A 23,710-nucleotide genomic window follows, 5' to 3' on the forward strand; every position below is an offset into this window, starting at 1 on the left:
ATCTCGTAAAAAGTCGTTCAACGTTCTCAGATGGACTCTGGAAAAACTTCGATATACAAGGCGTGGTGGTGTCGTGTAAGCGCAGGCGTACATATAGTACGTCGAGCATTACACGATCACCCCACAACGCAGTAGATCGGAGTTTTTACGAGTCCATCATATTTTATGAAAAGAAATAAGGGAGGGGCCGATGATCCGTGTTAAAAGGATGGTTGCAAATCTGATTATCTTTTTAGTCTGCTTTTCGCCGGTGACGACTTTTGCCGTAAACAATTCTCCGGCAGTTCCATCATATGTGTTATCCGGCCTGGCTCAATATGGAACCAATGGGTATAAAGCGGCCGTTCAGACATGGCTTGTCGGTTCTCCCTATGAAAACGCTACGGCAATGGCGTCAAATATAGCATTTTTTGTTAATTTTGAAAAACTGGCCGGTTCCTACAGATCATATGATATTCTGATGGTCAAGGAGACGGTGAGTTCCAATGTTACCTATATTCGTATGAATTATGAGCGTCTTCCCTGCTATATTTTGTTTTCTTCTATCAAACGGGGGACACATGGGTTCTGGGGAGAATTCGCCTGGACCGGATGCAGCGGTTTGGGTCCACGAAATAGATCTGTTTTCACCCCGGAAGATCACCTGTTAACCACCCTCGCCTGAAGACCGTTTCTTCGCAGACCCGCCAGGAGTGATGCTGCGTCTGCTCTTGTTTTAAAAGCACCGAGGAGCAGTCTTATTTTTCTGTTCTTGTTTTTATCCAGGATATAACTCGTGTAAGGAAGGTAATTAAGAGAGGTCACTTTTGTCTTTATCTGTCTGATATCCTCCATATTGCTGAAGGCACTGTCAATCTGAACTGCATAGGGGAGTTCCCGGATAAAACCGTCTGAAATTTCATCTTCTTCCAGGCTGTTTTTTATGACTTCAGCTTCAGCTCTTGTCGCAAAGGAGCCGATAAAAATTCTGTGCCATATACCTTTGTCCTTGAAATCAACCTCTGAGGTAAAGGCAGGGTACCCTGCACGACGCAGCATGGAGGCAACCCTGTAGCATTGGGATTTGACCTGGCTGGAACTGATCTGAACAGTATATGGCTGTTTCTGTTCCAGATTGAGAATCACTTTTTTGCCGAAATTAAAACGCGTTGTCTTTACACCCGGAAGAGCCTTTCTTGCCTTGATACCACCCGGCAGTACTGTTGCTTTAATTTCAACCGAACCGTTTTCCGGCAACTGTCCACTTGCGGTAACAGCCTCTTTATTGAGTTGATCCAATTCCTTCAACCTTTTTTCTATAAGAGTCAGGTTGCCGGATAGTGCCTGGACGGGGAAGGACAGAAGAAAAAGAACAAGAAAAAAAAGGGAAGAAAAAGAACTCACATGTTTCTCCATGGTTGAAGTGGTTTTTTGTCAACTCAGTCAAATATTCCAGCTTTACTTTCAACAAATTACTAAATACAAAACCTCAAAACCGTCACTGATTCAGGATTGAATGAAAAAAGAGGAGTATATAAGTTATTTATCATTTTCATCCCAATCCCATTCCGATGGTTTTTCTGTTGTTTTGGTTGCCCGGGGCGTTTCAGTGTATTTGTCCCAGTCATCATCTTCATTGGTTAGAGTTGGTTTTTGTTGTTTTCCCGGCATCAGCTTTTCAGTCTTGCCGACAGTGATGGCCGGATCCCTTACAAGTCTGAAGCCGATATAATTACTTTTTGTATTGGCCCACACGCCCAGGCGGGAAGAGGTGGATGTCTGTCTGACCGGAGAATTCCAGGCGCCGCCCCGGATCGTATAGTTGCCGCACTTTCCGCTGTATTTGCGTTCGGATTGATTGTCTGGAGCATTAATATAATTTTCTACCCAGCAGTCTTGAACCCATTCCCAGACATTGCCGACCATGTCATGGTAGCCGAAACTATTGGGAGGAAAACTTCTTACCGGAGCGGTCTGTCTGCCATCCCATTCTGATCCGCATTTCTTGCAGTTGGCCATCCCTTTTTTGAAACTGTTTCCCCACGGATACTGGATATCCGAGCCTCCTTTGGCGGCCCATTCCCACTCAGTTTCATAAGGCAGCCTATAACCGATTCCCGTCTGGGAGGTCAGCCATTCAGCATAAGCCTGAGCGTCATGCCAGCTTACATTGACAACAGGTCTATCCCCCCTTCCCCAGGAAAAGTCGTCAGGGACGGGGTTGCCTGTATCCCGGCAGAAACGCTCATAATCTGCAAAAGTCACCTCAGAAACCATGAAATCAACCGGTCTGTCTATTTTAACGTAATGCTTCGGTTTTTCAGAAAAACGATGACCACCCATCATATAGAAACCGCTGGGAAGTGGCAGAACGGCTGGAGCCTGGCCGCCGGAAGAGAGATTATCCCTGTTACCTTTTGGAAATTCAGTTCGAATGTATCCCTTTTTCTCCTTGCTGGCAGGTGGGGCTTTTTTTACGGTTTTTTCAGGACTGACCGGCTCTGTTTTTACCAGGACAGGTGGAGGCAGATGTTTGCGTACACTCTGGACAAGTTGCCCATAGAGAATTTTTTGACCTTTTTCTTCAGAGATAATTTCACCGCTGGCCACATTTGTGCGGATTTTTGTGACTTTAATCTTGCCCGTGAGAATCTGTTCGACCTCAAGAACCTCCCCTGTTTTGGGATGTTTTATTACTTCTCCTTCCTTGAAAACAATAAACTCCATGCCTGGCTGTAGACCGGAAGCAGCTCCCAGGTCAATAAGAACCGTTTTCCCTTTTCTTTTGACGACATAACCGGTAAGGGGAAAATTCTTTACAATTCTTTCAGTCAGCAGTTTCACGACTTTCTGCAGGTTGCTGTTGGAATTGCTCCTGATATTTTCCGCCGCTACAATAGACCCTGTTTTGACATTTATTATTCTTGCATTGACTTCAATGCTTTTACCAATCTGCAGAACAGAGCCGGTGATAATAGTTTTTACACCCAGTATCTGACCCAGCTGAGTGGAGGTTTTTTCATTTATCAACCCTGACATTCCCAGTTTCTGTTCTTCGATGATTTTCTGGAGAAGTGCCCGTTCTACTACTTCAAAGCGACCGTCATTTACGAGAGTTGTGGTAAACCATTCCGCCACAATTCCTCCCATATCCTTTGTTTTAAAACCGTCACCTTTCAATTCGAAATCAAGAACGGCAATTTTCGTTTTGTGGAAATCACCATATGAGGATACTACTGTGGAAAAAAACAGTACACAGAGGAGAATGAGATAATAGCAACATGATTTTTTAATGATCATTATCCTGGCAGATAGAATTTTCATAAAGAGTATTTCTATATAATACTTCTCCAGATGTGCTTGTCAAATGGACGGCAGTCAACAATTACAGGTTTACTCTGGATGAAAACACAGAGTTACAAATCCTGTAACCAGCTACTGACAAGCTGGTGTTAATTGCTTCTCAGCCTATCCTGGATTTCTTCTATCATATTGGCGTGTTCAATGAAGATCCTGTTGTAGGGATGCCATTGGACACCATTTCCGGACCATTCAGCCACGTCTTTTATCCTGTAAATGAGTGGTTCGGAGGAGACAAGTGTCGCGATCATCTGACAGCGGAGGAGGAATTCTCCATTCTGGGTGTCAAATTTCTTCACGGTGAACTTGGTCTGCAGATAGCCTGCTTCGTAGTTGAGCTCCTTTATATTGGCCGAACGTTTTATTACCGCATCAACCATGATCTGCCAGGCCATTTTTGCAGTCAGTTCTCCTCCCACGAGAACCTGAACCCAGTTGTTTGTGGCCGGTGAAAAAGTGGTAGCTTCCCAGAGGGGGCTCGGTGTCAGTTTTATGAGGATCTTGCCCTTTTTGAGTAAGGGATAATTTTTGTTGACGATGACTTCTTTCTGGAAATATCCGTCCCTGTCCACGAGAAGCGTGTATTCCTGGTTGTTCGCGAAATCAAATTTATAGCTGAAGGGTGTAACTTCGGGTTGCTGGATGCCGTCGATAGTGATAGTTGCACCGGCGGGTCTGGTTTTAATTACTGTGTCCATTGTACTTTTCTGAGCACAACCGGAGAGAATAAGGACAAGAAAAAGAAGGGAATAAATAAACAGTGTTTGACGCATAATCTCACTCCCTGAAGATTGACAATGATAGAATACTTCAATACCGGTGTTCACCGGCGAACAGTTTCCTGGAAATTTTCGTTAAAAAATGATCAGTTTTTTCTGATAGGTGATGAAAAACCCTTTAAAATCACCATCATAATTATAAGTGGCAATATTAAAAAGTTCCCATCCTTTTTTGGCATACTCTTTATTTGAAGTATTCAGTAGATCTGTCGCCCTTTTCGGATCTTCTTCTTCTATGAAGATTGTTACTGTCTTTTTATCTGCAGCCATCTGGGAAAGTGCTTCGAGGCTTTCAGGCAGAAGCATTTTCTGTTCTGCCGCAAAACTGTTTATCGGATTGTTTCCCAGTGAAAACAAACTGAAAAATATTGCAGTCAGTATGAGACGTTTCATGAGTCCCCCCTCCTGAAAAGTTGAATGAATAAAAACAGAACAGATTGTTCTCTCTCAGTCTATGGTACTTCGTTTGTATCTTCCTTTCAATCCCATTATTTTATGAGAATTTCGTGTGTCCAAATCTGTTTCAGGCAAAAAAGCCTTCGGGAGAACCGGTTCCACGACCCTTGCGTCATTGGCTGGATGTACTTAGAGTTGTCTTTGACCTAAACCCTGCAATTGGCAAATTTGCCGGAGATGCGAGGCATCAAGGGTGCAGACGTATTAACATACTTCAAGCCCTTGATAACGAGGCAGATTCGGTAAAATTGCCAATCCCGCAGGGCAAGGGAATAAAGAAAAAACAATCTCACTCGGATAGTGAGTAGTACAGCCCTTACTGCGACATGATAATTATGTGTTTATACAGTATAAATATTATTTCTTTATTCTCGAAGTGTAGGATTTAGGTTTGAAGTTTTTCGGACGGTCAGGGGAAGGTATCCCCCGGAAAAGTATGTCCGAATTTTTCGGCATGATCGTAATTTGCTGAACCTGAAAGGAGGTTGTTATGTCAAAGAAAGTACATATTGATGAAGATGAATGTATCGGTTGTGAAAGCTGCGTTGAAATTTGCCCTGATGTATTTCGTTTCAATGATGACACTGATAAGGCTGAAGTGATTGATGAGGATTCTGGAGGCGAAGAATGTGTTGAAGAAGCGGCTGCATCCTGCCCGGCGGAATGTATTCATATTGATGAATAATAAAAAAACAAATCCGGCAATCAGCAAGTTTGGAGTCTACGCTTACCTGCCGGAGATGTGAAGTATTAACCCGCAGTTCTCATCAGTTCAGGCGGCTTCAGGGGAGTCTTCGCTTGCTCAAGATTGACACGATGTTCATGAGAAATGTGGGTTAGTTTCTACTTGCTGCTCCAATGAAGTGCATGTGGGTTAAAACCGCACTCCAGGGTGGGTTTGATTATTCTGAAATAAGGAGAAACGTCAAAATCCCTGGGAGTAAAGAGACTGTGATGTCGGATATGCAGGAGTTCACGCTGACATTTCAGGCCGGATGCTGTGTTTACCTCTTCCAGTACTGTTTTAGGAAGAATCGGGTATTTGATAGACTGGAAAGCTCTGGCTATAAGGGAAGAACAAATTGCTCTTGTGGGGTCTCCGCTGCCGAGGGAGAGCAACCGCCTTCGGAAACGGGAAGGAACTGGCGGTGTAGGGAGGAGATAACGCACAAGATCCACGATGTTTCTCAAATCATATTGATTGCCGAGACGACTGGTTGCAAAGGTGACGACTTTTTCTATTTCGTCCTGGCTTAATCCTACCGGACGGCAGATACGGGTATGAAAAGGAGCGTACATTGAGAGTTCCACACCTCTGACTCCATCAATTATATCCGCTTCAACAAGCACTTTAAGTCTTCCGGTGGTATTGTCAGCAGGAAGCGAGTCCTCGCCAACAAAAAGAGCAGCATGTGACCAGCTGGACTGGGTCAGATACTTGATGGCTGTACTGAAAGTGCTGCTCCCGTCAACCAGCAGTACGTCACCTTTTCTGAGACTTTGGGCAAGTTTTTCCGGGGTGGTTGTTGCCACCTGAACATTGTCATCCTTTGATCTGGAGAGATATTTCGCCAGACTTCTACCGATTTTATGCAGAATTTTCATAAGCATTTCTGTTTGCAAGCTGTGTATTCAACAGTTTGTATGTTGAGTGTGGAGAATTATTTTCCCGCTTTATTTCAAGGTGGCCTGATTATAATATAGGCATGCAGAGTGTAACATGGGAGAATTAATTCAGGTTTTCAGGGATAAAAACTTGAAAAAAGGGAATAAAATGGGGAATTCAAGACTCGGGGGGTGAGTGGAAAATACAAGCAGGGAACAAAACGTCAAGCTGAACGCCCTGTTTATAGAGGAAAATGAGGAAAAACAACGCTAAATCAGTGGTACACCCGGAGGGATTCGAACCCCCGACACCCGGATTCGAAGTCCGTAGAATAATTGCATTAATTAGTTGTATTCAGAGGATTATTTGAAGAAATCGTAGAATATGGGTACAAATAAAGGTACATAAATAATTAAATTGTAGGATTAAGATGTTATTTTTCCATCTTGAACCTCGGAAGGCTTGTAACTCCAATGTAACTGGATTTCAGGATGTTCTCTTTTTAATAAGGCAAGAATTGAACCAGAATTTTCCAGTATATCTCTCGAAATAGTTTCAAGATTTTTTGATATAATTTCTCGTTGTTTCTCGGTTGAAGTATCTTTTGAATAAATTTTTAAAAAGTTAACTTTTTTCATGAGTTTTCCTTGTTTTCTTTAGAGATGAAATCATTTCGTAAACAACGCAATTAACGAAAGGTAATATTTCGATTAAATTCGTTTGATGTGAGTGTTCACAAAAATAATTTGAATCATCAGAATCAACAGTCAATACACCAATAATTTCATCAATGTCGTATCCATTGTTTCTAGTGAGTTCAATTAGGTTTCTATCTAATTCAAGTGGTATTGCAATCATAGACTTCAAATATTTTTTCTGTTTTTCGTGAAAATATGGTATTTGATTATTACAAGCACTTATCGGAGCTTTTTTTTGAAAAGAGCGAGAAGCTATTGAATCACTTGTATAAGATAGTTTATCTTTAATTTTTTTATCTTTAAAAGAAATGAAACATTCATTGATGAATGGTATGCAAATTAAAGGTTCTAAAATGTTATTTTGATCATTTTTAACAAAAAGAGTACATCTGAAACGTATTTCATCATGATTTATTACTTTTAACATTTTGATCATGGCAATTAGAATTGCTATTAAGGGTTTCTTGTCTCCTGGTAACCTAGAATTGCCCAGAATAAGCTTTTTAATATTTTGTTTAACAATATTGTCCAAACAACCTAATACAGTTATTAATCGTTGGATTTTATATCCTGACAGATGGGAGACATCTTTTGAATTATACTGTACAAATTTGTGTTCTTTATCTCCATATTTACAAACCGTACTCGTAAATGCTGCTTTGAAATTATCTGAGTGGAAAATATTATTCACAATCTCAGAGAATTGACCCCAAAATCCACGTGTACGTTCATTATTTGGTGAATTAAAAAGACCTATAACTATGCCGAAAATAATTAGCAATATAATATAATACAATAGTAAGTAGTTAATAGAAGCGAGGTTAACACCATAAAGTTCAAATATTCGGGAAAAAATATAAACAAAAGATAAAAAAAACGCAGAAGCCCAAACACTATATCTTAAGAAAAAAATGAACCGACATTTATGTGTATGGTATAATAATTCATTAATATAAGATGGTGACAATTTAGCCACTATACTATTCCAGTGATATAAAGTCTTGTCTTCACCGTATGCTAGTCTATTGCCACAAGCAGGAGTATCACATGAACTGCATCTACTTGGCAAACGGTTTGAAGGAAGGTTTTCTGCGTAAAAGTTAATTTCTGACATGAAACGAAACAATCCTGGGGGACGAAAATTCTTAGATTTTTTTTCTAGGTTTCTTAATAAGATACTATCGCTTAATGGATCATTGCTTAAAAAATGAATTGATACGACCAAAAAGATAATAAAAAGCATGGCAAATTTCAACCCTTTGCCGGTGTAAATTGGAAGTTGCTCTTCTTTGTCAAAATTTTGTATAAATATTTTTTTCAGCCAATGATTCTCAATTATAGTTTTTAATATATCAGAATTCTCAATCGCTCTTTCAACAATTATTGTTGTTGTACTATATTCTGGACTTGAAAACTCTATTCCTATTACAATTAGAATTGAAGTAAAAATAGCAAAAAAAAATCTGAGTGTGAACTTTTTATTATCCCACTTCTTGCGGATTTCATAATTTTCTAATTTATGAATATTGATAGGGTTTTTAAAAAGAAAAAGCATTACACAGTCCTTTAAGTGAAACTAGTGAATAATTAGTGATTATTATTATGTAAATAATTCTGCTTTTTGAATAAAGTTTGATGGAAAACTATTTATTATTAATTGTCGTAAATAGCCATATTTTTTAAGATATCGGTTGTCCGAATTGTTTGTTGCGCTATACTCGAATAAAATCTCATGGTTATAATCAAAAACCTCAATAGAAAAAAGACCAAAAGTCGGTTTGTGTATCGAATGATTACCTGCAATACTTATTAAGGAAATAGTTTTTTCGATGAGATCTGGAGTAAATATTTTTAGGGAGCGATTGTTTAACAACAATTTGATGAAACCATCTTTCGAAAACTTTATTTCAATAGAATTTGAATAGTTATTGTTGGGTATAGAAATTATTTCGTGTTTTTTTGAATTGATCATTAAATAAAGATTAAATCTATTGTCTTCATCCATGTCTTTAGATAAAGAAAGAATCTCTTCATTTTTGTTTATCATAAAACTAATTATGTTTCCTTTGTTTGAGCAGGATGGACTGTGTTTGAATTGAAAAATAAATTTCACCGTAAAGTCCATTAACGGCTTATCTTCAAAAGAAATATAAGCTGAAGAAACTCCATCAAAGAATAAAATATTTTGAGTTTTTTCTTCGGAGTGATTGACAAAATCATTAAAAATTATATTTGAACAAGGATTAGAACAATAATCAACTGCGTCAACTAATGTTCGTAAATATTGCAAGATACTTATATAATAATATCTTAATTCACTAACGTTATTCCATATTTTAGATTTGAATATAAGCTTATCAAATTTTTTAAGTTCTTTTGGAATTTTGATTTTTTTTCTTAGTTCTTTAATATGTGTTTCAACTTTGTGGCTATCTAGTGTGATGCTTAATCGATGTGCATAACAATTTCTAATATTTCTTATAGATTCAAAAGCATCGTAAGCTGTTTTGTCAATTAGATCTGAGAAAAATGCAAATCTAATTTTATAATATAATGAATTAATGCCAATCTTATTCAAAGTATTTATTTCTTTTTTAAAATGATATTTTAATATCAATCTTCCTAGTAGTAATTCAATCATCGATGCTAAAATTAGTATTGCTTCAAGCTCGCTATCGACCGAAAAATGATGAATGGATTGATAATACTCTTCATACATATCTCCTATGAAAAGCCCTTTAAGTGAAGAAGAATTTGTATTTTCAATTGTCATAAGTTTAATTAAGTTGTGTTTTTCGAAAAATTAAATCTATCTCGTTCCCCTGGGGCGGAGTGTAAGGCCATATCTCTCCTTTATCTTCCCAGAACCATTAAAAATTGCATTCAAGAGCTAAAGATATGCGAAGGCAACTGGATCGATTTGGGGCTGGTGTACCTCTTAATCATCTACTAACTGTAGGTCTTTGTAGTCCTATTAATATTACGTAGAAAAGAAAATACCTTTTCTTTTGATCAATATGATTACTGATAATAAAAAATAGCAATTTTATTTGATCGGAAAAATTATACAAATCATTAAAGTTACTGATCGAGAATTTTGTTTCTTTCTTGTTTTCGTCGAAAACATCAAGATATTAATGTGAAGTATTAAAATGGAGTCGACAAAATGGTTTTCTGTTATTTTTATCAAGTAATATTCCGAAATAACTCTTAGTGTCACGATGGTATACTCGTTCAATATCGAAAACTTCCCGCATGATTGCTTTAACTACTAGAAATCCTTCCAATTCTTCTTCAGTTGAAATGATGCCTTATCGTCAATTCCAAATTGTTCATCATTTCGTTCTTCTGCGGCAGGGATTTCGGTTTCTTTCGCCCCATGGTCTGATAAGGCAGTTCTGAGACGATTGTTTAAATGATCGTTTATAACTGATTTTAATGCACTTTTTTAAATAAAATATAGATATTTATACCCAATAACTTTATTTCTGATTTGCAATTAAATTATCCTGCTCATCAGTTTGTAAATTTTTCCTGGCTGCTTTTTTTTCCCTGATATAGTCGCGATAATTGGCAAAGCCTTTGTGCAGATCATCCATAAACAGATCAACCCCTTCTTTATCAGGGCCATAATATTCAGCTACAAATTCAAATAATTCGTCAAAAAAACCGAGGCACTGTTGTTTGAAGAACAATAACCTGGCCTTTTCGTTTTCCTTCCCTATATCACTGGCCCTTTTATATGTGCCGAAGTCTAGTGTTTTCTCTGCTGTTTTAATTTCATTTTGTGGATACGGATAGCCCTTTCCTGTTTGTAACCAATCAATATTGCATTCAAAAAAATAAGCAATTTTAACAATTGTTGATCGTCTTGGCGACTTAACTACACGGTTCAGCCATTTGCTTATTTGGGTTTCCGAAATTCCTGTTTCTTTAGAAAATTTCCTCTGATCAATTTTTTTTAAGTCAATAAGTTGTTGTAATCTGGCGGCAAAATCATTTCTACTTGTCATTGATTTAATCACGTTTAATTTAACACTTGCCACTGCTTTAATTAACGGTTATCATTGTAGCCATTATGACACCTACACAGATAAAAGGCGCAATAATGCTGGCCACTGGTTTAACCATTGATGAGTTCGCAAAAAAACAAGGTTATCAAAAAGCATCGTTCTATCGGACCATCAAAGGAACGAGACGCTCAAAAAAAATACGGGCGATCATTGAGCGCACATGCGCCCATATAATAAAGATTGACTGGCCTGAACCGGCCAAGGAAAAAACAGAATAAGAAAAGTCCTTTCCCCGGACGCAGTTCAGGATATGTCGCTGGCACTTCATATCCTAACCGGGGAAAGGCATTTTGCAAGAATATTTTTATAGATGGCACTACTTACCACTAAGCCAAAAAAAACATTTGAGAGGAAGCTGTGATACCAAGGGAAAAGAAATACCCCAGGGACTATCAGGTGATGGATGACGTTCTCAACCGTGGTGATGCTGTTGAACTTGCGAGGTTGCTTTCAGTTTCTCCCCAGCATGTACGCTCCTGGTGTCGTGCCCCTGAAACCGAAGATGAATTCGCTACTGGTCGTTTTGGCCCTCTTGCCCGCATTCGTACCATGATATCAATGATAAGAGATGATGATGGCGTTCCTGACCGGGCTTTTCCTATTGCTCAGTATATAGCACAGCTGTGCAAAGGGACATTTGTTCCTGACCTGCAACTGACCGAATCCATGGAATCTGACATCGTGCGTGATATATCCGCTGTTTTTAAGGAAACCGGCGAGGCTATCGAGGTCACCCGGAAAAATTGGCTGGAAAGAAACGGTAAAAACACGGAGCAGCAAAAGGCTCAGTGCCGCAGAGAAATAAACGAAGCTCTGGTGGCTTTGCTGCAACTCAGAGAGCATCTGGAGAGGCCAAGAGAACTATGACGAATACACATGAAGAAATACGCGTTATGCGGATAGAACTGAGTGAACTCAAACAACTTCTCCTTGATCTCAGAGAAAAGATTCATCAGCAATACCTGCAAGAAGATGAAATTCTCACCGTAAATGAAGCAGCGGCCCTGTTAAAGGTGTCAAAATCGACTTTGTTTCGATATGTGGCCAATCGATCAATTCCATATTCGAGACCATCGGGGAAAGCGAAAGGTGATCTGCGCTTTTCAAAGCGTGCTCTGTTGGAAACGATTCCACCGAAAAAGCATAAACGGCGGGGTAGAAAGACTCGGGAGATAACGGTGTTATGAAAAGAAAAACAAATCATTACAAACTGGAGGCTATAGTGGATATCGCAAAATTAATAGGCAAACAGTGTTCATATCGCCGTATTTACCAGAACGAGAGAACGGTTAGCGTCATTAGATCCATTGAAACAGTAGTTGAAGTTATCTCCAGCAAGGCAACCCCTGTTGAACATAAAATTTTATGTATGAAGAACGGTGATAAGGTTGCTCTTCAGTCCGTCTGGTTTGACTCCTCTATCGACTGTTTCAGCTCTTGAATTGCGCTGGATATCCCATCAAGCGAGGCTGTGATGCTACTGGTGGCGTCCTTGATTTCTATTGTCAGCCCTTCAATGGCTCCAATTCCATTCGGGTTATATGCATTACCAAAGCCTATTTTTTGCAGCTGATCGGAAATCTCGGCGGTGGCCTCTTTAATAAGTTTTTTAAGCTTCTCATCCATCGTCAATCCTCCTCTTGTTAGGTCAAAATCATGAATTAAGCACAGGTCCTCGTCCTCCGAACACAACTAAGGCGTTACAGGTGGTACTGGGTATCCTAATTGGATGGCGGGTGTTTTTGCAAATAAAAAAACACATGAGGTGGCACTGCTCAACCTTATTAAACCGAACAAAATCAAACAAGTGAAGCTGTGATAAAAAGGGAAAAGAAACATCCATGGTTGTGAGAAGTCCTCGATGCAGTCTTAAACAAAAGCGATGCTATAGAGCTGTCCAGGCGCTTATTCCTGCCCTGAAAAGAACAACGTGCGGTCGTTTTTGCAGCCGCCTTTTTTCGATGGCAGAGAAAACAACAAGGTCTACACCCTCCAACACTATCACGGGTCCTTCCTGGAGAATTGGAGGTACGGGTATGACGCCGCCCGGCGGTTTCTCGTGGATATATTTTTAAAAGTATCGGAAAAACGGAACGTTATTTCATTTTTTTTTAGGGTGCAGACTTGATTGATAGAAATGAAAAAAAGACCACTGCCTGTCCGCGTTGCGGGAGTCAGGAGTTGTGGCGTCACGGGAAAAACGGTGCGGGAAACCGACAGTGGCTTTGCCGCACCTGTGGACGGGTATTTGTCCTGAAGCCGTTTGGTATTACAGACGAAGTGAAAACAATTACCGACAGGCTGATAGGGGAGGGAATCCCTGTGCCTGTTATCACAAGGGTTATGGGAGGCTATGTTTCCCGCCGGTGGATCTATAACAGGAAGAGATTGATCAATGGTTGACAACATAACGCCAGAACCGGCTGAAAATATCCCATCTAAATTTGTCCTGGAATGTCTGGCGACTGAAGCAGAAGGTGATGGGGCGTTGTATGGCGCACTTTTTGCCGACAAGTTGTTATATGCGAAAACATCGGACACCTGGTTTATCTGGAACGGGAATTATTGGATACGTGACCGGGTTGATATGGCTATCGGCCTGGTGAAGTGTGTGGTCGAAAGGTATGGGGAGGAGATTATCGGTTTTGAAGAAAAAATCGATAAATCGAAAAAAGAAAATGACCCGGAAGACCATAAGGTCTTCAAAAAAAGTTGGGAAAATAAAATAAAATCGCTACAGGCAAAAATTAAGCAGCTCCGGCAGACGAAGGGCAGGAATGCCTGCCTGGATTTTGCCAAGAAAAATCTTGGAAATCCTCTCACCATAGTTGGTGACGAGTTTGACCAGGATCCCTGGCTCCTGGGTGTCACCAATGGAGTTATCGACCTCAAATCAGGGGAGCTGTATCCAGGCAAACCTGATCAAATGATTTCCAAAAGCTGCGCCTGCGAATATCTCGGCCTCGATGTTGATACATCGAGGTGGACAAATTTCCTGGAAACAATTTATGACGGTGACCAGGAGATTATAGAGTTTATGCAGCGCCTGCTCGGATATGGTCTCACCGGGCTCACCACGGAACACGTGTTCCCTTTCCTCCTGGGCTCCGGCCGCAATGGCAAATCTCTCCTGATGGAATCAATTATGCGGGTCATGGGCGACTATGCCGCGGTGATTCCATCAGACCTCTTTCTTCAGACAAACGCGCCCAGGAGTGCCTCCCAGGCGGACCCGGCAATCATGAAACTGGAAGGCCTCCGCCTGGCTGTTTCCTCAGAAGTTGAGGAAGGCAGCCGTTTTTCCGGTCTGCAGGTAAAAAAGCTCACGGGTGGCGACACCCTGGAGGGTCGAAACCCATACGACAAGGAACTCCGTAATTTCCGGCCAACCCACCTGGTGATGATGATCGGCAACCACGAACCGGCCCCACCATCAGGGGATCCAGCCTTTTGGGACAGGACCTTTCTCATCAAACACAAAATCAGGTTTGTAAAAACCGAGCCAGCAAAAAGCAACGAGCGACCGGCTGATCCAGATATCGCCGACAAGCTGGCCGAACTCGACACGGAGATCCTCTCCTGGCTGGTGGAGGGCTGCCTGAAATGGCAGGCGAATGGGAAAAAACTCAATCCTCCATCGTCAGTCCTCAAGGCCACGGAAGAATATGAGGAGGACGCCGACTTCATCGGCCAGTTTATCGAGTCATGCTGCCGGGTGGATGACTCCAACATAACCATAAGCAGCTCAGAGCTGTATATGGCTTTCACCATCTGGTTTAGGGAGACGATCAACGCCAAAAAGAACTATACACCCTCCCAGCGGGCCTTCGGGATCAAGCTCAAGGCCCGTGACGAGTTTAAGCGAATAAAGAAAAAAGGGGTGGTTTTTTACAAGGGAATCGCCCTTAACGCTGCGTGGATACAGAGAATTTTCACAGAAGATGACCAATCTTCTGTATCTGCAGGGGGGAGGAAGTAGACGGAAATCACATAGAAGTTTTTGCACGGAGGGCGGGGGGAGAAATATTTCTTTTAATTATAAGGTCTACATCCTCCCCCCTAAAAAAAAGAATAAAGAAAAAGAGTAAAAATAACATGATTTTAAATTAGACCATCCGAGGGGAGGATATACAAATTATCCTCCCCCCAAGGTCTACATCATCATCTGAGAGAAATGACAGACATTTTAACGTACCTTGAATCAGCCATTGGCTATACGCCTAAAAAAATTTCTACAGCCGACGGCGGCGAATATGCTTCCGCCTGCCCGGCATGTGGAGACGGCGGGAAAGGTCGAAAGTCCGACCGGTTTCACATCTGGCCGGAAAAGGAAAACAAGGGGCTGTGCAAGGGTCGTTTCTGGTGTCGCCAGTGCGGCATCTCAGGGGATACTATTTCATTCCTGCAAAAATTCGTAAACATGAATTTTCAGCAGGCATGCTCGGAGCTGGGCATAGTCCTGCCCAAAAACACGGGCGGTCGGAAACGAGGGTATCAGCCATCGGCATCACTGCCCGAGGCAGGCCCTGCGTGGCGGCCTAAAACATATCCTCACCCTGCCCCAAAATGGCAGGAAAAGGCAGAAAACCTCCTGGCTGACTGCCGGGATCGGCTGAAATCAGACGAAAACAGCCTTGCATGGCTGGCCGATAGAGGAATAACAGCGGAAATGGCCGATATATTCCGCCTCGGCTATAACCAGGGTTCCAGAGGTGGCGACCGATACCGCCCGACATCCGCCTGGGGGCTGCCTGAAAGGCAGGGCAAAGACGGCAGGCCAGGCCGTATCTGGATCCCCCGCGGCTGGGTAATCCCGGCATATGATGACCAGGGGCATATTATCCAGGTCAGGATCCGCCGCCTGGACGAAGATATCAAAAAATTTGCCGGAAATATCAAATATTACCCGGTCTCAGGGTCGTCGATGGCAACCATGGTCATCTACCCGTCTGCAGACGTTTTTGTTGTGGTCGAATGCGGGTTCGACGCCATCCTGATTGCCGGGGCAATGGGCGGTGGCCGGGTCGGCGCGATCACGACCTGGAATGTTTCAGCCAGACCGGACACCAGGGCACACGGGATACTGTCATCAGCCAGCCTCATCCTCAACGGCCTGGACTACGACAGGGCAGGAGAAAAAGAACAGTCCTGGTGGAACAAAACATACCCGCAAAACCGCCGCCTGCCGCAACCGAAAAACGGGATAAATGACCCTGGAGAGGCGTTTTCGGCCGGAGTGAATATCCAGGCATGGATAAAAGACTCCCTGCCGCGCGGCCTGCGCATCAAGCTGGGATATGAGGCAAATAAACCAGGGGTCGCAAAGACGGTTGCTGGTAATAACAAGCAACAACCAGCAGGGGATGATATGGCGCCAGATGTCCAGCGGCCCCTGGTCACGGAAATGACCCTGTCAAACGGCAAGGTTATCTATCTTACCGATGATCGTGAAGAATGGAAAAAACTAACCAGAATGAAAAAACCGGTTTTCACCGCGCGTGAACTGGCCAGCCTGAAAAAGGCGACATCAACCATGGACGAAAAAGAACGGCTGGCGGCGGCAATGCAGGTTATCGAATTAAAGGAAACTATCAGCGGATTTATCAGGGATGGTAGAGTTTTTGACAAAGGGGTTAAAACCGATGGCTGAAACACTCTTTTCCTCAAAAATCAAGGCATGGGAATACCTCGTAGACAACGGCTGGCAGATATCCCGTTCCCAATTTTACGAACATTGCCGGGACGGGCTCCTGCGGCCGCGGAAAAGTGACGGCGCGTACACCGTAAAGGCGGTGGAAAAGTACGCCACACTCCATGTCAAAAAGGCGGAGACAGGCAGGAAGGTGTCCGAATACGAGGACAAAATCAGGGAAGAAAAAATGAAAATCTCCCTGGAGCGCGAGCGGGTCGGGCTGGAAAAAGAAAAATTCGACCTGGCTGCAAAGCAGAGCAAATTCGTTCCGCGGGACGAATTCGAGCTGGCCATCGTCGCCCGCGCCGTGGCCTTTATGGCCCACCTGAACCATACCGTCCAGCAGAACGTGCCGGACTGGATCGCCCTGGTGGACGGCAACCAGTCCAGCGCCCCGGAACTGGTGGAGGCCATTGTCCGGGCAATCGAACAGCGCATGGGTGATTTCGCGGCCGATGCCGAGATAGATGTCATCATGGAGGCCGACTGATGGGCAGAATCGCGCCGGTTACCGACATCAGCAGGACAAAGACAGTGCGCCTGCGCACCTCGCCGACCTGGCTGCCGGAAAAATACCGCAACCGACAGGGCCGGGTCCGGATATCATTTAAGCCCACCGCAGGAGAAAAGCGGTTCTTCCGCCGCCGAAAGCATATCCTCCCCTCCGTCTGGGCACCAAAATACAGGGTTGTGACCTATGGCCCTCTGGAAGGCTCCAGGTGGGATAACGACTTCATGCCCCATATGCGGGGCATCATGGACGCCAGTTTTTTTCCATCGGTGCGCTATATCGGTAACTGCAAGTCGCCCCAGGGCGGCAGCTCCGCGGGGGCCGAAACCATCCTGGCATATATTTCCGACATGCAGCCCGGCCCCGCCTTTGTGGTCTACCCCGACAGGGATACCGGCACCAAGCGGTTTACCGATTATCTCCAGCCGGTCTTCAAAAAATCACCACGCCTGCGCCGGCTCCTCACCGGAACGTCATCGGATATGGCATCGATGCGGATAAAACTCCTCACCATGCTGATCTACCTTGGCTGGTCCGGCTCGGTCTCCTCCCTGGGCAATATCTCCGCCAGGTACCTGATCGGGGACGAGGTGGACAAATGGGTGAAATACGCCTCAAAAAAAGAGGCCACAACCCTCAAGCTCTTTTTCGAGCGCTTTCGCTCGTATGTCTACGGCGGTAAGTGCTGGTTGATCTCCACCCCGTCCGATCCGGATGGCCCGATCTGGCACTATATGACCAAAGAGGCCCAGGTCGTTTTCGAATATTACATCCCGTGCCCCGGCTGCGGCACTATCGGCCAGGTCGAATTTAAGAACATCAGGTTTGGCGATTGCCGGGACCCGGAGGAAATCGAGGAAAAAGACCTGGCAAAATACGTCTTCCCCTGCTGCGGCCTGGTGGGTGACGACAGGGTCAGGATAGCGGCGCTTAGAAAGGGGCTGTGGTACGAAAAACTGTCGGAAGAGAAAATAAAAGAAGGCACAAAACCACGGGAGCTCTTCGCCTGTCTGCGCGCAGAAAAGCCCCGGAAAATCTGCTTTCACTCCCCCGGCTGGATTTCTCCCCTGGTCACCAACTCGGAAATAGCTGCAGCCTTCCTCCGCGGCCTGAAAAACCCGGAGGACATGCACTATTTTGACAATCAGATCGCGGCAAAAGCCCACAGGCCATTTCGCCAGGCCAGGCAGACCGAGGCCATACTCGCCCTGCGGGATGATCGGCCGGAAGGACTTGTCCCCGGTGGCGGGCAGGTCGCCGCCCTGGTGGCAGGGATAGACACCCAGGACAACTCGTTTTTCTTTACCGTCCGGGCATTTGGCTGGGGGCTGGCTCAGGAATCATGGTTGATCAGGCACGGGGAGTTGGACAGTTTTGCGGCCCTTGAAGAGATCCTCTTTAACTCTGAATACCGGGATGCAGACGGCCTCTACTACCCGGTACACCTGGCCGTGATAGACTCCGGTGGCCACCGGACATCCGAGGTCTACGACTTTACCCGGATGCACCCCAACAGGGTGCTGGCCTATAAGGGCGCGTCAGGCCGTAAGGCAAAACCGTACACAAAATCGGTCATCGACACCTACCCCGGCACAAACACAAAAATACCAGGCGGGGTGGAGCTCTATATCTGCGACACCCACCACTACAAGGACCGGATGGCGGCAAAACTGCGTATCAAGCCGGACACCCCTGGGGCCTACCATCTCCACGCGGACACAACGGAAGAGTTTGCCGCCCATTACTGCGCGGAATATGTGGACGACCGCCGCCTCTGGCAGTGCCCGAAAAACAAAGCAAACCACTATTTTGACTGCGGAGTCATGGAAATGGTGGCCTCGGATATCCTCGGCATAAAATTTTTAAACAGGGAAGGAGAATAAATGGCCAGACCAACCATCAGCAAAATCGCCCTGGCAAAGAACAGGGCCGCAAACGGGGTTGATTATTCCCCCAGGCTTGGCGGCCTCTGTCCCTGGTGCGGGGAGAAATCGAGAATTTACAAAACAACGCCCTGGGAAGGGAACACGAGGATCCGGTATCACCGCTGTAAAAACCCAGGCTGCGTCCTGGCGGCCATGAAGATAACCATCAAATCAATAGAGGTGGATACATCAAATGTCGACACTGAAACAGTATAAAAAAATCAGGATAGTAACCAGGAAAAACAGGCTCCATATCCAGGCAGACGGCCAGGTCTTTTCCCCCACGGAGTTCGGCCGCATCCACCGCGACCTGAATCTGAACAGGGTGAGATCATTACTGAAAAAGCGGCGCCCGTCAGCTCTGCTCAGCTATATCAACGACAGTTTGTACCTGGAGCATCGCGGCCAGCCACAAGGTGCGACGATATACCGGTTTTCAGATGGCCGGCGATTCACTGTGCACGACCTTGTCGAGACAACCGGCCTGGAAATACCATCGGTCTATACCAGGCTGAAAAAATGGCAGAAGAAAAACCTGCCGGACAGTTACCTGACCAGTAAAAAAAATGCCGGATACCTGTCAGATAAAAGTCTGTTAAAGCAGCTGTCCGGTCGCAGGCGGATAAGCCTGGCCGCTATCCCAGGCCCCACCAGCCTGGAGCAAAAATATTTTGGAGGATAAACGATGAAAAACAAAATCACTGATTTAAACAACCATCTTTTTGAACAAATTGAACGTCTCAACGATGATGATTTAACAGGGGATAAACTCAGCGAAGAGATTGCCAGAGGAAAAGCAATATCAGGTATAGCCAAAGACATTACAGCAAATGCAAAGTTGGAACTTGAGGCCAGAAAAATAGCATGGGAGTGGAACAGGGAAAAGGGGGATCTGCCAAAAATGCTGGAGGCGGAGTAGATGGGACGTTTCAGATACACTCCTGAAATGATATTGTTTTTGCGAGATGGTTTTAAAAAACACAGACTGCGGATGCTGACGGCTCTGTTTAACAAACAATTCGGGACTGAAAAAAGCGAAAGTCAGATAAAATCATGCCTGAAAAACAATAAAATAAAAAGCGGTCGGAAAAAAGGGTTTAAGAAAGGTGAAAACATATGCCTCCTTACACCCGAGCAAGTTGATTTTGTAAGGAATGGTTATAAAAAAATGTCAAGAAAAGACCTGACGTCAGCACTCAACGAAAAATTCGGACTATCATTGAAGGTGAGTCAAGTTATTTCGTTCGTTAAAAATCATAAAATTCGTTCCGGGCGCACAGGGTTTTTTAAAAAAGGCGGCCAGAGTTGGAACAGAGGGACAAAGGGTTATACGGGCGCCAACAGGACCAGTTTCAAAAAGGGACATATGCCGAAAAATCACCGGCCTGTAGGTAGCGAACGCATAGACAAGGATGGATATATCCTGGTGAAGGTGTCTGAACGTAACCCATACAGCAGCAGCAATTCAGGTTGGTACAGACACAAGCATGTTGTTTTGTGGGAGAAATACAACGGTACTGTCCCTGTAGGTCACTGTGTCCGCTTCAAGGACGGTGACCGGACAAATATAACAATCGAAAACCTGGTGCTGGTCTCCAGGGGTGAAAATGCCAGGTTGACAAAAATGGAATACGGACAGCAACCCAATGAAATTAAACCGGTGCTGTTGAATATTGCCAGAATAGATCAGGCGATATTTGAGAGATCAAAGTCAAGCTAACGAGCATGTAGAAAAACAGCCCAGGCAACTGCAATTTTCCCACATATCTTTTCAAAAAAATTCAAATTTCAAAACAATTCAAAAAATATCCTGATGTAAAATTACTTTTTTCTCTAACATCCTCAATAAAGCAATTTATCTCACCAATTTCCAGCTTTTCCTAACCATTTTCCAGCAATCTACACAAAACCCATTCCATATGCATGCACCTTTTTAAGGTTATGGATAATGCAGAAAAGGTTCCACTGGATATTCACCTTCTTTTTCGATCTCAGGGTGAACCTGTTCAGACCGATTGTTGATCTGATATGGGCAAAAGGTGGTTCTCCTATTGCCAATCGCATGGAATAGATGGCCCTGCCAGCGGCTGAATCTATTTTTCGCTTCATCTTTTCTGCACAACTGGTTTTCTTCTTTTTATCCATGCGCCCAGTAAAATAGGCAACCTGACGTGTTTTGGTGCGATCAGGATAGCGAAGACATTTTGACCTCAGTTTGCAGGGAACACAGGCGGATTGGGGTGCCTGGAACCGGACAGAATGATGGCCTTTGGTAAAGATATTCCCACCACTTCTATAGAGCCGTTTCCCGGCAGGACAGATACAGTAACTCAGATCTTCGGGAAAGGTAAAATCAGCAGGTACAAAGAGGTTCTTTCTGCCTTCTCGTTTGGCCCGTTCTTTTCTTGTTCGATCCTTATATCTGCCGTAATCTTTGAACCTGGGATCCCGTTTTCTGAACTGGTTATCGGCTACATACGCGTCTATCTCTTTTTCTGCCAGCATCTCCATATTTTTATTTGCATGGTATCCGCTGTCTGCCAGGAGTTTTGCATCTTTAAAGACATCGTTGTCTTTTCCGGTTTCCTGTAAATTTTCGCTGATTTTGTCTATCATCGGTTCCAGCAGGTCCTGCTCACTGCCTTGACCATAGGCTTCGGCGGCTACTATCACCTGGGTTTTACTGTCCACGGCGGTAACACCGTTATAGCCCTGGATAACACCTTTTGAGGTCTTCATCTTGGCGGATTCATTGTCGGTAATATTGGATTTGACAGGTCTTTTGCCTTTTCCTCTCCGATCATCATTATTATCCAGCCATTTCCGTACCTTCTTTATATTTTTACGCAGGGATTTTACATATTTTTCTTTTTTCTCTTTGATATTTTCATCACTCTTTTCCTGGTCATTCATATGATGGTGGTTGACCATATTTGCTATAGCTGTTTCCATCTTCGTTACTTTTTTCTGAAAATCAGCCCTGGTTCCGCTCCAGGTAACAGAGGCGTTGCTGGGCATTTTGCAGCCGTCAATGGCAAACATCTCTCTGCCGATCAATTTCTGTTCATCGCAAACCAGAAGTACTTCAAGAAACAGTGAGACTATTTCCTTGTCCATGCTGGAAATAAAATCTGCAATTGTGGTGAAATGGGGACGACTGTCGGCAGACAGTGCCATAAAGATTACATTCTCACGACAGGCTCTCTCTATTTTACGGCTGCTCACAATCCCTCTGGAATAGGCAAAGAGAATGATTTTAAGCAGAATCTTCGGATCATAGGCCGGGGCACCGGAATCATCATTGTGATAGCGATCATTAAAGATGGAAAGATCAAGTTCATGATCAATGAGATAATTCAGCGTATATTCAAATGTGCCGGGAAGGATCTGATTTGCAAAATGGATGGGAATGAACTTGCCCTGAGCATAGGAATAAGGTTTATACCGTGCCATTGCAGCTCCATTTATCGAAGGTAAGGGGTATTTCGATCAATTTGCGACAGCAGTATAACATTTTTACACGTATTATTCAGTAGTTAATTTGTTTTGTTGACTTTTTCTACAGCTTGAACGGTTGAAATAAGGGGAAACAAGCGGCGTCCGCCTCCCAATACGGCAGTTATGGTGATTGGTTGGTAAAATCGGATGTAGCCTGAAAACCGCACTGCTTGTTTTCCCTCTTAATTGACTTGTTGTATTTACGTAACGGAAACTATGAAAATAGCACTACACGATAGCGAAGGTAAGGGCCACAAATACCCGAATCTTGCCTTGATGAAACTGAGTGCATGGCACAAAGCCCAAGGTGATACTGTAGCGTGGTTTAATCCTCTATTCGCTGACTACGACAAAGTGTATTCGTCGAAAGTTTTCACTTGGACACCGGAAGACCCTTATCTGCCGAAAGACACCATAAAAGGTGGCACTGGTTACGGGATTAAAATAGAGCTGCCAGAAGAAGTTGAGCATATTTGCCCTGATTATTCGCTTTATAACTGCCAAAAAAGTTACGGTTTTCTTACCCGTGGGTGTCCGAATAAATGCCAGTGGTGTTTTGTACCTGAAAAAGAAGGAGACATTAGAGGCCACGCAGATATTGAAGAGTTTATAAGACATAAAGAGGTTGTTTTGATGGACAACAACGTGCTTGCTGATACCCACGGGTTAAACCAAATCGTCAAGATCGGCAAAATGGGTATAAAGGTTGATTTCAACCAGGGTCTTGATGCAAGACTGATTGATAATGGTATAGCTAAGTGTCTTGGAAAGGTGAAATGGATTCGTCATATTCGGCTGGCCTGTGATTCTGTGAGTCAGATAGAGCCGATCCGCAAGGCTGTTGAATTATTACGCTGGCATAACGCCTGCCCAGCAGAGTTGTTTTGTTATGTGCTGGTTAAGGATATTGATGATGCGCTAGAAAGAGTCCGATTTTTAAAAGGCCTGTATGTGATTCCTTTCGCCCAACCATACAGAGATCCTGAAGGGAATGAACCTGCCCAAGAGTTAAAAGATTTTGCCCGGTGGGTGAATCACCGAGCAATTTACAAAAAGATACCATGGGAAGATTACAGGCACGCTGTGTGATCGTCCACTTAACGGCTGAGCTAACCTGCCCCAAGCATTTTACC

Annotated in this window: 26 protein-coding genes; 15 read left to right on the forward strand and 11 right to left on the reverse strand. The window is 43.8% G+C overall.

From position 1 onward, the window contains the following. Positions 1-190: 190 nt before the first annotated feature. Entirely contained in the window at positions 191-664 is a 474-nt protein-coding gene (locus LO777_RS03130) for a hypothetical protein (RefSeq protein ID WP_228856109.1), read from the forward strand. Here LO777_RS03130 and LO777_RS03135 read toward each other — a convergent pair. The 4 genes from LO777_RS03135 to LO777_RS03150 all read right to left on the reverse strand — a co-directional run bounded on the left by LO777_RS03135 (position 640) and on the right by LO777_RS03150 (position 4,511). Then, on the reverse strand, positions 640-1,383 hold the full coding sequence (locus LO777_RS03135) for an SPOR domain-containing protein (RefSeq protein WP_228856110.1): 744 nt from the start codon (positions 1,381-1,383) through the stop codon (positions 640-642). The two genes, LO777_RS03130 and LO777_RS03135, sit on opposite strands and share 25 nt — an antisense overlap. A 135-nt stretch (positions 1,384-1,518) precedes the next feature. Then, positions 1,519-3,303: a FlgO family outer membrane protein gene (locus tag LO777_RS03140; protein ID WP_228856111.1), complete on the reverse strand. Its 1,785-nt coding sequence runs from the start codon at positions 3,301-3,303 to the stop codon at positions 1,519-1,521. A gap of 128 nt (positions 3,304-3,431) precedes the next feature. After that, positions 3,432-4,112 (reverse strand): hypothetical protein, encoded by a 681-nt coding sequence (locus LO777_RS03145; RefSeq protein ID WP_228856112.1) that lies wholly within the window; start codon positions 4,110-4,112, stop codon positions 3,432-3,434. 81 nt (positions 4,113-4,193) lie between these two features. Beyond that, positions 4,194-4,511, reverse strand: coding sequence for a hypothetical protein (locus LO777_RS03150; protein ID WP_228856113.1), 318 nt, complete (start codon positions 4,509-4,511; stop codon positions 4,194-4,196). 553 nt (positions 4,512-5,064) lie between these two features. Between LO777_RS03150 and LO777_RS03155 the strand changes: the two genes are divergently transcribed. Further along, a complete protein-coding gene (locus LO777_RS03155; protein WP_228856114.1) occupies positions 5,065-5,259 on the forward strand; it encodes a ferredoxin in 195 nt (64 codons plus the stop codon). 158 nt (positions 5,260-5,417) lie between these two features. Here LO777_RS03155 and LO777_RS03160 read toward each other — a convergent pair whose 3' ends face one another. The 5 genes from LO777_RS03160 to LO777_RS03180 all read right to left on the reverse strand — a co-directional run bounded on the left by LO777_RS03160 (position 5,418) and on the right by LO777_RS03180 (position 10,924). Beyond that, positions 5,418-6,179 (reverse strand): C40 family peptidase, encoded by a 762-nt coding sequence (locus LO777_RS03160; protein WP_228856115.1) that lies wholly within the window; start codon positions 6,177-6,179, stop codon positions 5,418-5,420. Positions 6,180-6,605: 426 nt separating this feature from the next. Continuing rightward, positions 6,606-6,818, reverse strand: a complete 213-nt coding sequence (locus tag LO777_RS03165) for a hypothetical protein (protein WP_228856116.1) — start codon at positions 6,816-6,818, stop codon at positions 6,606-6,608. After that, on the reverse strand, positions 6,805-8,433 hold the full coding sequence (locus LO777_RS03170) for a hypothetical protein (protein WP_228856117.1): 1,629 nt from the start codon (positions 8,431-8,433) through the stop codon (positions 6,805-6,807). Before LO777_RS03170 ends, LO777_RS03165 begins: the two co-directional genes overlap by 14 nt. Positions 8,434-8,478: 45 nt before the next feature. Then, positions 8,479-9,651, reverse strand: a complete 1,173-nt coding sequence (locus tag LO777_RS03175; protein WP_228856118.1) for a hypothetical protein — start codon at positions 9,649-9,651, stop codon at positions 8,479-8,481. A gap of 709 nt (positions 9,652-10,360) precedes the next feature. After that, positions 10,361-10,924 (reverse strand): helix-turn-helix domain-containing protein, encoded by a 564-nt coding sequence (locus LO777_RS03180; RefSeq protein ID WP_228856119.1) that lies wholly within the window; start codon positions 10,922-10,924, stop codon positions 10,361-10,363. 32 nt (positions 10,925-10,956) lie between these two features. On the opposite strand from LO777_RS03180, the gene LO777_RS03185 reads away from it, so the two are divergent. From LO777_RS03185 to LO777_RS03195, 3 genes are all read left to right on the forward strand, one after another. Then, complete coding sequence (locus tag LO777_RS03185) at positions 10,957-11,169, forward strand: hypothetical protein (protein WP_228856120.1); 213 nt, start codon at positions 10,957-10,959, stop codon at positions 11,167-11,169. Positions 11,170-11,308: 139 nt separating this feature from the next. Then, a complete protein-coding gene (locus LO777_RS03190; protein ID WP_228856121.1) occupies positions 11,309-11,818 on the forward strand; it encodes a hypothetical protein in 510 nt (169 codons plus the stop codon). Further along, positions 11,815-12,138 carry a helix-turn-helix domain-containing protein gene (locus LO777_RS03195; RefSeq protein ID WP_228856122.1) on the forward strand — a complete coding sequence of 108 codons (324 nt, stop codon included), beginning with the start codon at positions 11,815-11,817 and terminating at the stop codon, positions 12,136-12,138. Before LO777_RS03190 ends, LO777_RS03195 begins: the two co-directional genes overlap by 4 nt. A 208-nt stretch (positions 12,139-12,346) precedes the next feature. Here LO777_RS03195 and LO777_RS03200 read toward each other — a convergent pair whose 3' ends face one another. Then, entirely contained in the window at positions 12,347-12,577 is a 231-nt protein-coding gene (locus LO777_RS03200; protein ID WP_228856123.1) for a hypothetical protein, read from the reverse strand. A gap of 498 nt (positions 12,578-13,075) precedes the next feature. On the opposite strand from LO777_RS03200, the gene LO777_RS03205 reads away from it, so the two are divergent. The 9 genes from LO777_RS03205 (at position 13,076) to LO777_RS03245 (ending at position 20,799) form a co-directional block, all read left to right on the forward strand. Continuing rightward, positions 13,076-13,354 carry an IS1/IS1595 family N-terminal zinc-binding domain-containing protein gene (locus LO777_RS03205; protein ID WP_228856124.1) on the forward strand — a complete coding sequence of 93 codons (279 nt, stop codon included), beginning with the start codon at positions 13,076-13,078 and terminating at the stop codon, positions 13,352-13,354. Continuing rightward, entirely contained in the window at positions 13,347-14,930 is a 1,584-nt protein-coding gene (locus tag LO777_RS03210) for a DNA primase family protein (RefSeq protein ID WP_228856125.1), read from the forward strand. Before LO777_RS03205 ends, LO777_RS03210 begins: the two co-directional genes overlap by 8 nt. Before the next feature lie 195 nt (positions 14,931-15,125). Then, positions 15,126-16,601 (forward strand): hypothetical protein, encoded by a 1,476-nt coding sequence (locus LO777_RS03215; RefSeq protein WP_228856126.1) that lies wholly within the window; start codon positions 15,126-15,128, stop codon positions 16,599-16,601. Beyond that, the gene (locus LO777_RS03220; RefSeq protein WP_228856127.1) at positions 16,573-17,133 is read left to right on the forward strand and encodes a hypothetical protein; all 561 of its coding nucleotides are present in this window, start codon (positions 16,573-16,575) and stop codon (positions 17,131-17,133) included. The genes LO777_RS03215 and LO777_RS03220 overlap by 29 nt, the downstream gene beginning before the upstream one ends. Further along, positions 17,133-19,037, forward strand: a complete 1,905-nt coding sequence (locus LO777_RS03225) for a terminase gpA endonuclease subunit (RefSeq protein ID WP_228856128.1) — start codon at positions 17,133-17,135, stop codon at positions 19,035-19,037. Before LO777_RS03220 ends, LO777_RS03225 begins: the two co-directional genes overlap by 1 nt. Beyond that, positions 19,038-19,295, forward strand: coding sequence for an ogr/Delta-like zinc finger family protein (locus LO777_RS03230; protein ID WP_228856129.1), 258 nt, complete (start codon positions 19,038-19,040; stop codon positions 19,293-19,295). Then, entirely contained in the window at positions 19,273-19,761 is a 489-nt protein-coding gene (locus tag LO777_RS03235; RefSeq protein ID WP_228856130.1) for a hypothetical protein, read from the forward strand. Before LO777_RS03230 ends, LO777_RS03235 begins: the two co-directional genes overlap by 23 nt. A 3-nt stretch (positions 19,762-19,764) precedes the next feature. Beyond that, entirely contained in the window at positions 19,765-19,998 is a 234-nt protein-coding gene (locus LO777_RS03240; RefSeq protein ID WP_228856131.1) for a hypothetical protein, read from the forward strand. Beyond that, positions 19,999-20,799 carry an HNH endonuclease signature motif containing protein gene (locus LO777_RS03245; RefSeq protein ID WP_228856132.1) on the forward strand — a complete coding sequence of 267 codons (801 nt, stop codon included), beginning with the start codon at positions 19,999-20,001 and terminating at the stop codon, positions 20,797-20,799. It begins immediately after the preceding gene. 179 nt (positions 20,800-20,978) lie between these two features. On the opposite strand, the gene LO777_RS03250 is transcribed toward LO777_RS03245, so the two are convergent. Next, a complete protein-coding gene (locus tag LO777_RS03250) occupies positions 20,979-22,532 on the reverse strand; it encodes a transposase (protein WP_228854017.1) in 1,554 nt (517 codons plus the stop codon). A 261-nt stretch (positions 22,533-22,793) separates the two neighbouring features. Between LO777_RS03250 and LO777_RS03255 the strand changes: the two genes are divergently transcribed. Next, positions 22,794-23,666: a hypothetical protein gene (locus LO777_RS03255; protein WP_228856133.1), complete on the forward strand. Its 873-nt coding sequence runs from the start codon at positions 22,794-22,796 to the stop codon at positions 23,664-23,666. Positions 23,667-23,710 lie beyond the last annotated feature (44 nt).

The sequence above is a fragment of the Desulfomarina profundi genome (genome assembly GCF_019703855.1).
Classification (GTDB): Bacteria; Desulfobacterota; Desulfobulbia; order Desulfobulbales; family Desulfocapsaceae; genus Desulfomarina; species Desulfomarina profundi.